Source organism: Streptomyces sp. ERV7, assembly GCF_001653515.1.
Classification (GTDB): Bacteria; Actinomycetota; Actinomycetes; order Streptomycetales; family Streptomycetaceae; genus Streptomyces.
The window spans coordinates 854847-867562 of the sequence record NZ_LYOY01000051.1 but is presented as its reverse complement, the minus strand read 5'-3'; the positions used below and the strand labels follow the sequence as shown (position 1 = coordinate 867562).

General features: G+C 71.3%; 13 protein-coding genes. 4 read left to right on the top strand and 9 right to left on the bottom strand.

From position 1 onward, the window contains the following. Positions 1–127 precede the first annotated feature (127 nt). Entirely contained in the window at positions 128–1282 is a 1155-nt protein-coding gene (locus tag A8W25_RS26820) for an aromatic ring-hydroxylating oxygenase subunit alpha (RefSeq protein ID WP_067165987.1), read from the top strand. Positions 1283–1294: 12 nt separating this feature from the next. Here the strand turns inward: A8W25_RS26820 and A8W25_RS26815 are convergent, their stop codons facing one another. The 6 genes from A8W25_RS26815 to A8W25_RS26790 are packed head-to-tail and all read right to left on the bottom strand — an operon-like array spanning position 1295 to position 7439. Further along, complete coding sequence (locus A8W25_RS26815; RefSeq protein WP_234386593.1) at positions 1295–2536, bottom strand: benzoate/H(+) symporter BenE family transporter; 1242 nt, start codon at positions 2534–2536, stop codon at positions 1295–1297. After that, positions 2533–3711 (bottom strand): acyl-CoA dehydrogenase family protein, encoded by a 1179-nt coding sequence (locus tag A8W25_RS26810; protein ID WP_067165984.1) that lies wholly within the window; start codon positions 3709–3711, stop codon positions 2533–2535. Before A8W25_RS26810 ends, A8W25_RS26815 begins: the two co-directional genes overlap by 4 nt. After that, positions 3708–4496: a thioesterase II family protein gene (locus A8W25_RS26805; protein ID WP_079126416.1), complete on the bottom strand. Its 789-nt coding sequence runs from the start codon at positions 4494–4496 to the stop codon at positions 3708–3710. Before A8W25_RS26805 ends, A8W25_RS26810 begins: the two co-directional genes overlap by 4 nt. Before the next feature lie 7 nt (positions 4497–4503). Further along, the gene (locus A8W25_RS26800) at positions 4504–4776 is read right to left on the bottom strand and encodes a phosphopantetheine-binding protein (protein WP_067165981.1); all 273 of its coding nucleotides are present in this window, start codon (positions 4774–4776) and stop codon (positions 4504–4506) included. Between the two features lie 19 nt (positions 4777–4795). Further along, complete coding sequence (locus tag A8W25_RS26795; protein WP_067165978.1) at positions 4796–6430, bottom strand: amino acid adenylation domain-containing protein; 1635 nt, start codon at positions 6428–6430, stop codon at positions 4796–4798. Positions 6431–6476: 46 nt separating this feature from the next. Further along, the gene (locus tag A8W25_RS26790) at positions 6477–7439 is read right to left on the bottom strand and encodes a chlorinating enzyme (protein WP_067165976.1); all 963 of its coding nucleotides are present in this window, start codon (positions 7437–7439) and stop codon (positions 6477–6479) included. 516 nt (positions 7440–7955) lie between these two features. Between A8W25_RS26790 and A8W25_RS26785 the strand changes: the two genes are divergently transcribed. The 3 genes from A8W25_RS26785 to A8W25_RS26775 are packed head-to-tail and all read left to right on the top strand — an operon-like array spanning position 7956 to position 10556. After that, a complete protein-coding gene (locus A8W25_RS26785) occupies positions 7956–8999 on the top strand; it encodes a 3-oxoacyl-[acyl-carrier-protein] synthase III C-terminal domain-containing protein (RefSeq protein ID WP_234386592.1) in 1044 nt (347 codons plus the stop codon). Positions 9000–9010: 11 nt separating this feature from the next. Next, positions 9011–10243 carry an MFS transporter gene (locus tag A8W25_RS26780; RefSeq protein ID WP_067165973.1) on the top strand — a complete coding sequence of 411 codons (1233 nt, stop codon included), beginning with the start codon at positions 9011–9013 and terminating at the stop codon, positions 10241–10243. Between the two features lie 13 nt (positions 10244–10256). Then, positions 10257–10556 carry a muconolactone Delta-isomerase family protein gene (locus tag A8W25_RS26775; RefSeq protein ID WP_067165970.1) on the top strand — a complete coding sequence of 100 codons (300 nt, stop codon included), beginning with the start codon at positions 10257–10259 and terminating at the stop codon, positions 10554–10556. Here the strand turns inward: A8W25_RS26775 and A8W25_RS26770 are convergent. From A8W25_RS26770 to A8W25_RS26760, 3 genes are read right to left on the bottom strand one after another with little or no spacing between them, the layout of a single operon-like run. Next, on the bottom strand, positions 10510–10788 hold the full coding sequence (locus tag A8W25_RS26770; protein WP_234386591.1) for a phosphopantetheine-binding protein: 279 nt from the start codon (positions 10786–10788) through the stop codon (positions 10510–10512). The genes A8W25_RS26775 and A8W25_RS26770 overlap by 47 nt on opposite strands. After that, positions 10785–11648: a hypothetical protein gene (locus tag A8W25_RS26765; RefSeq protein WP_067165967.1), complete on the bottom strand. Its 864-nt coding sequence runs from the start codon at positions 11646–11648 to the stop codon at positions 10785–10787. The genes A8W25_RS26770 and A8W25_RS26765 overlap by 4 nt, the downstream gene beginning before the upstream one ends. Next, positions 11645–12646 carry an FAD-dependent oxidoreductase gene (locus A8W25_RS26760; RefSeq protein ID WP_067165964.1) on the bottom strand — a complete coding sequence of 334 codons (1002 nt, stop codon included), beginning with the start codon at positions 12644–12646 and terminating at the stop codon, positions 11645–11647. The genes A8W25_RS26765 and A8W25_RS26760 overlap by 4 nt, the downstream gene beginning before the upstream one ends. Between the last annotated feature and the right edge of the window lie 70 nt (positions 12647–12716).

Here is a 12716-nt window from a genome sequence, read left to right as displayed (position 1 = left end):
AACCGCGTATTTTTTGACATTGAACAGCCCTCGTCACCACAAAGGAACCCCTATAGAATTGCGGCGCACCCGAACCTCAACCCGATGATCACCTTTGTGTCCTGCAGGACTTGGAGGGAGTTGGCGGATGGATCGCGACGAGGAACTCCGGATCCTTGACCGTGCCCTGGAGCATCTTCGTGACAAGCGACTCCCGCTGACCGACACGGACACCCGGGTCAGCGTCGACCGCTATCGGTCACCGCAGTGGTACCAGGCGGAACTCGACCGCATTTTCGCGAAGTTGCCCTCCATGCTGGTGCACAGTTCCGAGATTCCCTCCCCCGGCACCTTCGCGACCCTGGAGCATTTCGGCAGGCCGTTGATCGTCAGCCGCGACCAGGACGGCGTGGCGCATGTCTTCCTCAACGCCTGCCGGCATCGCGGAGCCCGCCTGGAAAAGGAGCCGTCAGGCGAGCGCAAGCAGTTCACCTGCGGCTATCACGCCTGGCGCTACGACCTGGACGGCACCCTCGCCGCGATTCCGAGCCCGCACTGCTTCCCCGGCGTCGAGCGGGGGAAACGCAATCTGGTGGCGCTCCCCGCGGTGGAGGCGTACGGGTTCGTCTGGCTGATGCCCGAGGAGAATCCGGGCCGCGCCGACCTCGACGCGTTCCTGGGTGACTTCCGGCCCGACATCGCGGATCTGGATCTCTCCTCGTACGAGATCTACGGAGCCGAGAGCCAGGAGTGGGAGATCAATTGGAAGCTGGTCGTCGAAGGGACCCTTGAGGGGTACCACTTCCCGTTTCTGCATGCGAAGAGCGCCAACCCGCTCTTCGAGAACAGCACTTTCTTCTTCGATGCGTTTGGGCCGCATCTGCGGTCGATCCTGCCGAAGCGCTCGATAAACTTCATCACCAGGACGGAACGTAGCGAACGGCGTCTTCTGTCGGTGGCGAACGTGATCCACACGATCTTTCCCAACGAGACGGTGCTGCACCAGTCGGACCACTTCCTGTGGATTACCAGTCACCCACTCGGCCCGACCCGGACGCTCGTGAAGCTGCGCCTCATCGTGCCGAAGGGATCGGTGCGGGAAGGCAGTGCCGAGCAGTGGGAGGAGAACCGTCAGCTGACCTATCAGGTGCAGTACGAGGACCTGGAGATCTACCGGGAGATCCAGATCGGGCTGACGAGCGGGGCCAACGAGGAACACTGCTTCGGTACGCAGGAGTTCGCGCTCCAGAAGTACAACGAGGCGATCGAGGCGCAGCTTTTCGGAGAAGCCGCGGACCGGTGACAACCTCGCAGCTCACTTCGCCGGCAGTCGCCTCTTCGCCGCGTACAGCGCGCCCCCGGCCAGCAGCCCCCAGAACGCGCCGCTGATCCCGAAGAACTGCACCCCCGACACCGTCACCACCAGCGTGACCACCGCAGCCTCGCGGTCGCCGGGGTCGGTCACCGCTCCCACCAGGGAGTTGCCGAGCGCGCCGAGCAGCGCCAGGCCCGCCACCGCCTCGATCAGGGTGGGCGGGGCCGCGCCGACGAACGCGACGGCCGCACCGGCGCCCAGGCCGAGCAGGATGTAGGCGCCGCCGCCGATCGCGGCCGCCCGGTAGCGCTTGCGCGGGTCGGGGCCCGCGTTCTCGTCGGCGCACAGGGCGGCGGTGATCGCGGCGAGGTTGACCGCGTGGCCGCCGAAGGGCGTCGAGGCCAGGCCGAAGGCGCCGGTCCAGCCGAACAGCGGGCCCGGCTCGGGCTCGTACCCGTTGACGTTCAGGACCGCGATGCCCGGGATGTTCTGCGACGCCATCGTCACCACATACAGCGGCAGCGCGATGCCGATCACGGCCGCCGCCGTGAAGTCGGGGGTGACCAGGACCGGCTTGGGCCACAGCGGTCCGAGGTCGGCGGCGGAGATATGGGTGGTCGCGGTGATCAGGACCACGGCGACGACGACCGCGGCCGGTACCGCGTACAACTTCCTGAAGGTGCCGACCAGCGCCCAGACGCCGACGATCGCGAGGCCCACCGCCGGCTTCTCCTGGACCGCCTTGGCGGGGGCCAGACACAGTGGCAGCAGGATCCCCGCGAGCATGGCGTTGGCCAGCGGCTTCGGGATGGCCGAGACCCAGCGGCCGAGCGGCTTCCACAGCCCGGTGACCACGATCAGCGCGGCGGTCACCAGGAACGCGCCGACGGCCGCGGCGAATCCGCCGTCGACCGAGGCCGCGCCGGCCAGCAGCGCGGCCCCCGGCGTCGACCAGGCGACGCTGATCGGCATCCGCAGCCGCAGACTGAGGAAGATCGCGCAGGCGCCCATCGAGACCGAGAGCGCCATCAGTCCGGAGGCCGCCTCGGCGCGGCTCGCGCCGACCTTGGTGAGTCCTTCGAGGACGATGGCGAACGAGCTGGAGAACCCCACGAACGCGGCGATCAGCCCGACCGTCCCGGCCCTTACCAGGTCGGACATCGGGCCCGGCGCCTGCTTCGGGCCCGGCGCGGGACCCGGTGGGCCGCCGGGGCCGGTCGCCTCCGTCTCGGACGTGGTCACGGCAACTCCTCGTATCCGCTCTGTACGACGATGTCGCGCATGACCTCGCTCGCTCCGGCGGCGACGGTGGCGGCTTGGGCGTCATGCACGGTCTGGACGATCGGCGCGCCCTCCCGGAAGCCCTCGGAGCCGTGCAGATGGCGGCATTCCTCGGCAACGGTCCGGGCCACTTCGGTGGCCTTGAGCTTAGCCATCGAACAGGCCGTGATCGACAGCGGGTCGCGGGCGTAGCTCCAGGCCGCGTGGTGGGCCAGCAGCCGGACCGCCTCGACCTCGGTGAGCAGATCGGCCATCTTGTGGCGGACCGCCTGCTTGGCGCTGAGCGTCGACTCGAACATGGCGCGGCTCTTGAGGTATCTCCAGGTGACATCAAGGCAGTTGGCGGCGTCCCCGACCGCCGAGATGCCCGCCGCCAGCCGCTCCAGTTGCATGTTCTTCATGATCTGGACGAAGCCCGAGTTGCGCCGGCCGATCACGTTCTCCCTGGGCACCCGCACCCCGCGCATGCTGACGTCGGCCATGGCCGAGGCCCGCCAGGCGATGGAGTCGTTGGGGCGTACGTGGACGCCCTCGGCGGTGCGGTCCACCACCAGCAGGGTCAGCTCGCCCTGGCTGGAGCGGCGTCGGCCGGGCCCGGTACGGACCGCCGTGACGAAGAAGTCCGCGAAGCCGCCGTTGACGACGAACCGCTTCTCGGCGTCGACCACCAGATGGTCGCCGTCCTCGACGGCCGTCGCCTCCAGGCGCCCGAGGTCCGAGCCCGCCTGCGGTTCGGTGATCGCGAGACCGGCGATCAGATCGCCCGCGACGGCAGGGCGCAGATAGCGCTGCTGGAGCTCGGCCGAGCCGTTGGTGGCGAGGTAGCTGGTGCCCATATACGCGTGCAGCGCCACCGCGAAGCGCACTCCCCCGAAGCCGGTGCGGCCCAGCTCCTCCAGGAAGACCACCGAGTGGAAGAAGTCGAGGCCGGCGCCGCCCACGGACGTGGGGTGGTTGAGGCCGAGGAGCCCCTCGGCGGCGAAGGCGTGCCAGGCCGAGCGGGGCATCGCCCGCCGCCGCTCCCACTCCGCCGCGTAGGGGACGACCTCCTTGCGGAAGAACGTACGGACCGAGGAGCGGAACTCCTCGTGCACCGGCGTGAGATGGGGCGACGGGCTGCTCAGCGGGTCCGTCACCGCGCACCCCCGGTCCCCAGCCGCCCGGAGATCGTCGCGAGCACGGCCTCCTCCTCGTCGCGCAGGAAGAAGTGCCCGGCGGGAAAGGCCCGGATGGTGAACTCCGCCGCGGTGTGGTGCTTCCAGGCCACCATGTCCTCGTACGGGTCGATGTCGTCGTCCTCCCCGCAGAGCGCCAGGATGGGCGCCGCGATCCGCCCGGGCGAGGGCTGCCAGGTCTCGGCGAGCCGCAGATCGGCCCGGAGCACCGGCTCCAGGAGCGTCATCAGGGCGCGGCTGGCGAGGACTTCGGGCGGCACGCCGTTCATCTCGCGCAGCCGTCGGTGCAGGGTGGGCCCGTCCATGGTGTGCATGGGCGGGGTGCGCGGTGGCACGCCCGGCGCGCGGCACGCCGAGACGACCAGCAGCTCGGGCGGGCGGTGGCCGTCCGCGGTGAGCCGGTGGGTGAGCTCGTACGCCAGCCGGGCGCCCAGGCTGTGGCCGAAGAAGGCGTACGGCCCGCGTGCGGTCTCCGGGGCCAGGGCCTCGGCCAGCGCGCCGAGCGCCTGTGGCCAGGCGTCGAAGGGCCGCTCCCGGAAGCGCTGTTCGCGCCCGGGCAGCCGGATGCCGGTCACCCCGACGCCCGGCGGCACCCGCTCCTGCCAGCCGCGGAAGACCTGGGTGCCGCCGCCCGCGTACGGGAAGCAGTACAGCCGGGTGGTGGCCGCGCCGTCGTCGCCGAACCGGGCGAAGGGGTCGCCCGTCGCGGTCCTCGGCGGCGCGGCGGCGCGGGGTGGGGGGCGCACGGCGGGCCTACGCCATCGCCTCGTCGACGGCCTTGGCCAGACTGCTCAGCCTGGCGTCCTCGTAGAGCGTCTCGGGCAGCAGCACGTCGACGGCGAAGCGCTCCTCGACCCGGGACAGGAACTTGATGGCGGTCAGCGAGTTGCCGCCGAGCTCGAAGAAGTCGTCGCCGACGGCCACGTCGGTGATACCGAACAGGCCGCGCCAGATCTCGGCGATCGCCTCCTCGGTCGTGGTCATGGGCGGCGTGCCGAGCGCCGCCCGGGAGTCCTGGGAAGTCATGGTCCTCTCCTCCGTACGGTCAGTCCCGCGAGGCCACCGGCTGTGCGGCCGGGGCGGCGGGGGGTGGGGTGTGGGTGTCGTGCGCGGCGAGCAGCGCGCGGCCGTCGACCTTGCCGGTCGGCGTCAGCGGCAGCGCCTCGCACAGATGGATGCGGGCCGGGACCAGATACGCGGGGAGCCGGGTCCGCAGATGGTGGCGCAGCGAGGTGGGTGTGACGGACTGGCCGTCCGCCACCACGAAGGCCACCAGGGCCCGTTCACCGCGTTCGCTGCTCACGGTGACATGGCTGCGCCGTACCTCGGGGTGGCGGTCGAGGTGGTGGGCGACCTCGCCCAGCTCGATGCGGAAGCCGTTGATCTTGACCTGATCGTCCTCGCGGCCCTGGAAGACCAGCGAGCCGTCGGGGAGCAGGGTGCCGTGGTCGCCGGTGCGGTAGAGCCGTTCGGTGACGCCGTCGACCACCCGGTCCACGAAGCGCTCCGCGGTGAGCTCCGGCATGCCGAGGTAGCCGGGTGAGAGCCCGTCGCCCGCCAGACAGATCTCGCCGGTCCTGCCCGGCTCGCACAGGGTGTCGCCGTCGGTCACATACAGCCGGGTGTTCTGGATCGGTGTGCCGATCGGCAGCAGCCCCGAGTCGGGGATCAGCCGGTCGACGGGGTGGTGGGTGGCGAAGGTGGTGGCCTCGGTGGGACCGTACACATGGACGAGGCGGCCCGGCCCGTACCGCCGCAGCGCCGCCGCCACGTGCGGAATCGAGTGGAGTTCGCCGCCCATCAGTACGGTCTCGGTCCCGTCGAGGGCGTCGGGCGCCTCGTCGACCACGGCGTTGAACAGCGCCGTGGTGAGGAAGACGACCGTGACGCGGTGTTCGTCGATGACCCGCCCGAGCCGGGAGAGCCGGACCAGGCCGTCCGGGTAGAGCACACACGTACCGCCGTTGAGCAGCGCGCCCCAGATCTCGAAGGTCGCGGCGTCGAAGGTGACCGGCGCGAGCTGGAGCAGCCGGCTGTCCGCGTCCAGCCGGGCGAAGCGGGCGCCGAGGACCAGCCGCGCGATGCTGCGGTGCCGGACGGCCACGCCCTTGGGGCGGCCGGTGGAGCCCGAGGTGAAGTTGACGTACGCGAGGGAGCCGCCGTCCACGTCGACCACCGGGGTGGCGTCGGATCCCCCCAACTCTCCCTCAACACCGAGCACTTGGCACTCTCCGAGTCGCCGGGAGAGCTGTTCATGGCGGTCGGTCAGCACCCATCGGCAGTCGGCGTCCGTGAACAGGCCGTGCAGCCGCTCGTCGGGCCAGCCCACGTCGAAGGGCAGATACGCGCCCCCGCACTTCAGCACCGCGAGCAGCGCCACGATCAGCTCGGGCGAGCGCGCCAGGCAGACCCCGACGGTCGAGCCCGGGGTGAAGCCCTCGGCGAGCAGACGGTGGGCGAGGCCGTTGGAGAGCCGGTCGAGCTCCTGGTAGGTGTACGCGCGCTCTCCCTGCACCACCGCGAGCGCGTCCGGGGCGCGGGCGGCGGTCGCGGTGAAGAGCGCGGGCACGGAGCTGTCCCGCGGATAGTCGGTGGCGGTCCGGTTGATCCGGCGGTGGAGGGCGAAGGCCTCGTCGGTGCCGGTGAGTCGGGTCCCCGTTTGTCTTTCCAGCGCAGACACCCCTCGGGATGTGGCGGCGTTCTCAGTGGAGGTGGGCGAGCGGGGGTCAGCGGTCCGACCGGAAGGGCGTGCCGTTGACGGTCCGCTCGACGAAGCGGTTGTGCCGGTAGGCGTCCTCGCCGGAGACCATCACACAGCCGAACTTGTCGAGGCTGGCTTCTCCGCCGAACTCCTGGAGGGCGTCCGAGAACGGGTAGACCTGCACCTGGGTCGGCAGATAGCGGGCCGCGTACCCCAGTCGCATGTTGTCGGTCAGTCCGGCGTGCGGGTGCGAGGCGTGCATCAGGGTCGACCAGAAGACGATGAACTGGCCCTGCTTGAGCACCATCGACTTGGCCCGGGACTCGTCCGGGCTCCAGTTCGGGTCCTTCTGGAGCTGGCGGTAGTCGTAGCCGAAGAAGCCGCGCCGTACGCCGTCCTTCTCCACCTTGCCGATGGAGTCCGCGTCGTACGTCATGACCTTGGACTCGTCGTAGTTCATGGTCCGGTGCGAGCCGGGGATGAACTGGAGGCAGCCCATCTCCACGCTGGCGTCGGTGAACGCCGACCAGACGGTGATGGTGCCGCCGAACTCGGAGTCCTCGGGCCAGACGATCTGGGGGTGCTTGGAGCCGGCGACGTTGGAGAAGTTGTCGGCCTGGTGCCAGTCCGTGCCCTCGTCGCCGGGGTACTTGGGGAAGAACTCGGTGCGCCAGCAGAGCACGTCGGGGCCCAGCAGACTGGCGACCCGCTGGACGATCTCGGGGCGGGTGATGTGGTCGGCGAGGAAGTCGACGTCGAGGTGGCGGTCGTAGTTGGCGAGGTTGGTGACGCCGGAGACCGCCTTCTCCTGCCCGTAGATCGCCCGCTTGGTGTTGAGCAGCTTGGGGCGCAGGGCGCGGAGGTTCTTCTCCATCTCGTCGGGCTCGTACATGTCGAACGGGCCGATGTATCCGTCCCGGTGGAACTGCTCGATCTCCCGCGCGCTCAGGGAGAAGTCGGTGCTCGTGGTGCCGGCCAGGTCGTCCATGCATCACCTCTGTGTAAGCGACACTCCGCTGTGGCAGCGGACGGGTAAATGCGTGCTGTTCCGGTCAACTCTCGCCAGTCGAGGGCGAGTTGTGCTCTGTTTAACACACGACCTCCTCCGGACGCTTCTATTCCCCGGAGTTGCACAGTCGATCGCACACGGCGGACATCGTGCGGGTGGCGGGGCATGGGAGGCCGCTGGACCGCCGTACGGATCAGCCGCGGCCCGGTACGGGGGCGGGCGGCGCGGCCCGCCGGGACCGCGCACAATCGGCCGTGCGCGGGAGATACCGGCATAGGCTGGCATAGGCGTACAGAAGGTGCGGGCGCCGGGCGGCCGGAGGCGATGGCCGCTCGCGCTGCGCACACGGCGGGTCCCGCCGGGGCGCGCGACGGCCCACGAGGGCGCGCGACTTGCGCCTTTCGGCCCTTGACGCGGCATCCCGAGGTGGAGAAGACTCTCGCTGATAATCCGCATCACTGACGATGCCCTCCGGGGCCCTTCCGGGAGGACCCAGTGCGTCTGTCCCCGCCCTTGACCACGCCGCTGCGGATCGCGGCCGCGACCCTCTGGCTCCCGGACCGGCGCGACACCACCGAGGCCGCGCTCGCGGCCGGCCGGGTCGACGAGGAGACGGCGACCCGCCTCGGCTACCGCGAGGTCACCGTGAGCCCCGACCGCGCGGCACCGGAGATGGCGGTCCTCGCCGCCACCGACGCGCTCGCGGCGGCCGGGTGGGACGGGGCGGAGCTCGGCATGGTGGCGCATGCCTGGACCTACCACCAGGGCCATGACTTCTGGGCGCCCGCCAACTACGTCGCCCACCACATCGGCGCCTCGACCGCCACCGCCGTGGGCGTCCAGCAGATGTGCAACGGCGGAGCCGCCGCACTCGAAGTCGCCGCCGCCCGGATGATCGCGGACCCGGGAGTGGCGCGCGCCGCGGTCACCACCGGCGACCGCTTCCTGCCGCCCGCCTTCGACCGCTGGCTCGGCGACTACGAACTCGTCTACGGCGACGCCGGCACCGCCCTGCTCCTGGACCGCGACCAGGGCCCGTACGAGCTGCTGTCGGTGGCCACCGTGGTCCGCTCCGAGTACGAGACGATGCACCGCGGCGACGACGAGTTCAGCTCGATGCCGCGCACCCTGCCCCAGGTCGACGTGCGCCGCACCAAACGGGCGTTCGTCGCCTCCGGGGCCGAGCCCGGGTTCGACGCGGCGCTCATCGAGGCCGTGGTCGACGTGGTGAACACCGCGCTCACCGAGGCGGGGCTCGCCCCCGACGACCCACGCGTGCGGTTCCTGACGCTCCCCCGGCTCGGCGCCGGACCGCTCCAGGAGTTCTTCCACCCGGCCGTCGAACGCCTCGGGCTGCGCCACGCCGAGATCCTCAACCTGGGCGGCGGGACCGGGCACCTGGGCGCCGGGGACTCCGCCGCCAACCTGGCCGCCCTGCACTCCGGGAAGCGGCTCGCCGGGGGCGAGGTGGCGCTGCTGCTCAGCCTGGGAGGCGGGTTCAGCTGGTCGTGCGTCGCGGTCCGGGCGGTGACCCGATGAGAGCGCGGCCCATGGCCGACAAGCTCGGCGACCGCGGGATCGTGGCCGTCCTGTGCACCGGGTTCTTCCTGCTCGACTTCGACCTCGTCGTCATCAACCCGCTCATGGTCCCCGTCTCCAAGGACTTCGATGTCAGCCTGGGCACCATCACGCTGGCCCTCACCGGCTATCTGGCGATGGTCGGCATCATGCAGCCGGTGCACGGCACGGTCTCGGACCGGGTGGGCCGGGTGCGGGTGCTGCGCACCGCGCTCCTCGGACTCGGCGTCGCGGACCTGGCGGCGGCGCTCGCGCCCAACGCCGCCCTGCTGATCGCGGGGCGCGCGATCGCCGGCGGCTTCGCCGCCGCGCTCATCCCGGTGACCGTCGCGTATGTGGGCGACCACATCCCGATGGAGCGCCGCCAGCGCACGATGGCGGCGCTGATGTCCTCCAGCGCGGTCGGCGCCGCCTTGGCGACCGTCGTCGCGGGCGCGCTCACCGAGCTGCTGAACTGGCGCTCCGCGCTGCTCATCCCGGCCGTCGCGGCGCCGCTGCTCGCCCTCGTCTACACCCGGCTGCCGGAGGCGCCCCGGCCCAAGGCCGTCGCGGGGCCGAGTGTGCGGCAGCGCTTCGCCCAGGTGCTCGGGGACGGCTGGTTCCGCTTCTTCATCCCGTTCACCTTCGTCGAGGGCGCGGCGATGATGGGCCTCTTCAACTTCTTCAACGCGGCCCTCCAGAAGCACGGCAGCAGCGTCCTGATGTCGGGCCTGGTGACCAGTGCGTACGGGGTGGCGGCGATCGGCGGCAGCGTGGTCGTCCGAGCCGTCGACGCCCGGGCGACCGGCGCGGGCATGTTCGGCTGGGGCACCGGTCTGCTCTTCACCGGCTATCTCACGGCCGCGCTCACCCAGTCGGTCGCGGGCATCCTGATCGCCAGCGCGCTGGCCGGACTCGCCCTCGCCGTCGGCCAGTCGGCGCTCCAGGCGTGGATCCTGGAGGCGGCCGCGCCCGAGGTGCGCGGCAGCGCCACCGCGCTCATCGCCTGCTCGGTCTTCACCGGCGCCGCCATCAGCACGGCCGCCGTGGGCCCGCTCGCGGGGCGCGGCGACTTCGGGCTGCTGTTCGGCATCGCGGCCGCCGCGACCGTACCGGTGTCGATCGTCGGCACGTTCGCGCGGGCGCGCTTCGCCCGCTCCGACCGCGCCCTGCGGATGCCCGCCGGGCCGCCCGTGGACCAGGAAGCCCCGAACCCACTCAACTGAAGGAGAGACGTCCATGGCGCTGTTCGCGGTGATAGCCAAGCGGGCCCCGGTCGGCATCAGCATCGAGGAGTTCCAGGAGAAGCTCGCCGAGGGCTTCCGGTACACCCAGGAGCTTCAGGAGAAGGGCCTGATCAGGGACCGCTGGATCCTGGTCGGTGCCTCGGCGGGGCTCAACATCTACGACGTCGAGTCGCACGAGCAGCTGATGCAGCTGCTGTACCGCAGCCCCGCCGGACTGCACCTGGACTTCGAGGTGTACCCGCTGATCAGCCCGCCGAGCTACGATCCGACGGCCGAGGGTCCGGCCCACTGAAGAACGCCCGCTCGATCCGGCTCAGCGAGCGGAAGTCGTCGAGGTCGAGGTTCTCGACGTCGACCGGCCGCCCGCTGAGCCGCTCGATCAGCACGATGAACTCCAGAAAGCCCAGCGAGTCGATGAGCCGGCTCTCGATCAGATCGTCCTCCGGGCCGATCCCGGGCGCCTCCGGGTGGCGCCCGGCGATCCAGGCGACCACCTCCGCCAGCTCGGCGGCGGCCGCCCTCACCGCTCGGCCCCGCCGGTCCGGTCCGCCCCGCCGAGTGCCGCGGCCGCCTTCTCCACGGCCCGCGTCGCCGCCTCCCAGCTTCCGTACCGTGTGTGAAGGACCGAGAGCCAGCGCTCCAGGCCGAAGGCCGCGCAACTGGTGTGGACGGCCTGCCCGGTGGCGTCCAGGGTGATCCCGCACCGCTCGCCGAAGAAGTTGCGGTGGACGTTGAGCGAGGCGATCGCGAGGCCGTCGACGAGGAACTCGTGCTTGACCGGCGCGAGCCGCTGGAGCAGCGCCCGCTGTCCGCCCCGGTCGTAGAAGGGGTCGGTCGCGGCCTCCTTGCGCAGCGCGAGGCCGAGGGCGTCCGCGAGGGCGGTGACACGCTCCTCGAACCGGCGCAGATGCTCCTGGGTGAACTCGTACGAGCCGAGCGCCACGATCTCGCGCATATGGAAGCCGAGCAGCCGCCGCAGCCCGTCGTAGTGGTCCTCGCGGCGGAAGCAGCGCCCGAGCACGGTCACCGTAGTCCCGTCGGGCAGGGCGCGGCCCTCGTGGTGGAGGTAGACGGCGAAGCAGGCGGCCGAGGGAAGCCCGAGGAGCGCGGGTTCCAGGGCGCCGGGCGCGAACTCCTCGTAGGGCACGCCCTGTTGATGCCGGGTCAGGTCCAGCGTGGTCACCACGAGCGCCTGGTGCGGGAAGTTGTCGTACACGTCGAGGCGGGAGAGGTCGGCGACCGGGAGCAGCGGAGGCATGATCATGGGGGCCGCTCCGACGGCGGTCCCCCAGCCCTCCAGGAGCGCGTCGAGCCGCTTCAGCAGGACGGTCGGACCGGCCGGGAGGGTCTGCAGACCCGGGCCGGCCGCCGGGGCCGCTGTCATGACACGACTTCGGCGGCGGCGCCGCCGAGCGCGAGGCGCAGTACGTCCTGGGCGCAGCCCCAGGAGAGGCCGACCGCGATGCCGCCGTGACCGTAGTTGTGGATCACCCGCGCCGAGCCGACCGGCTCCACTTCCAGGCGGGTCTGCGGCCGCGAGGCCCGCAGGCCGACCTCGACGCCGGTGACCTTCGCCCCGGCGATCCGGGGCTCCACGGCGATGCAGCGCGCCAGGATCTCCTCGGTCTTGGCCGGGTCCGGGTCCATGCTCCACACCCCGCGCTCGGCGGTGCCGCCGCACACCAGACGGCGCCCGTGCGGGAAGTAACTCGTCGAGTCCGGGCCGGGGTTCTGCTCGAAGAAGAACTCGTCGATGCCCGGGTTCTCCACGATCACGTGCTGGCCGCGGACCGGGAAGACCTTCGGGTCGTCGGCCAGGGTGCGCGCGCCCACTCCCGTGCAGTTGACGACGAGCGGCGCCTGGGCGGCCGCCGCCTCCAGCGAGTCCACCGCACCCACCTCGACGGTGCCCCCGGCGGCGGTCACCCGGGCTGCCAGGTACTCCAGGTACACGGGCATGTCCACGGTCGGCAGGTCGACCCGGAACGCCACCGGGAACCCGCCGCTCTCCTCCTCCCCGCACGGCGTGTAGCCGGGCAGATGGGCGGCCCACTCGTGGCCGCCCGTGGCCTGCCGGTTGACCAGCCGGCCACGGGTCAGCCGGACGCCGCTGTCGGGCTGCTTGGCGAGCGCGGTGAACTCGGCCAGGCTCGCCTGGTGCCAGGGCCGGGTGATCGCGGTCGGCGCGAACTTGGCCTCCGCCTCGGTCTCGTCGGCGATCGCCGGGCCGCCGACGATCGCCCCGGCCACGGCCGACGTGGTCTGCCGTGGCGCGCGCTCGGCGACGACCCGGACCGTGAAGCCGCGCTCGGCCAGACACACCGCCGTGGTCAGACCGGCCACACCGGCACCGATGACCAGGGCCTCGTTACGCTCTGTCATTCGACTGCACCTCTCACTGTGGAAGCTGTACGAAAGAGCCGTGCGGGAATGCCTCACGGGGAAGACGTTC

What these genes read in the sequence shown, in the direction of transcription:
- A8W25_RS26820 (WP_067165987.1), top strand. Translation starts at nt 128, where the DNA reads ATGGATCGCGACGAGGAACTCCGGATCCTTGACCGTGCCCTGGAGCAT.
- A8W25_RS26800 (WP_067165981.1), bottom strand. Translation starts at nt 4,776, where the DNA reads ATGACTTCCCAGGACTCCCGGGCGGCGCTCGGCACGCCGCCCATGACC.
- A8W25_RS26790 (WP_067165976.1), bottom strand. Translation starts at nt 7,439, where the DNA reads ATGGACGACCTGGCCGGCACCACGAGCACCGACTTCTCCCTGAGCGCG.
- A8W25_RS26780 (WP_067165973.1), top strand. Translation starts at nt 9,011, where the DNA reads ATGGCCGACAAGCTCGGCGACCGCGGGATCGTGGCCGTCCTGTGCACC.
- A8W25_RS26775 (WP_067165970.1), top strand. Translation starts at nt 10,257, where the DNA reads ATGGCGCTGTTCGCGGTGATAGCCAAGCGGGCCCCGGTCGGCATCAGC.
- A8W25_RS26765 (WP_067165967.1), bottom strand. Translation starts at nt 11,648, where the DNA reads ATGACAGCGGCCCCGGCGGCCGGCCCGGGTCTGCAGACCCTCCCGGCC.
- A8W25_RS26760 (WP_067165964.1), bottom strand. Translation starts at nt 12,646, where the DNA reads ATGACAGAGCGTAACGAGGCCCTGGTCATCGGTGCCGGTGTGGCCGGT.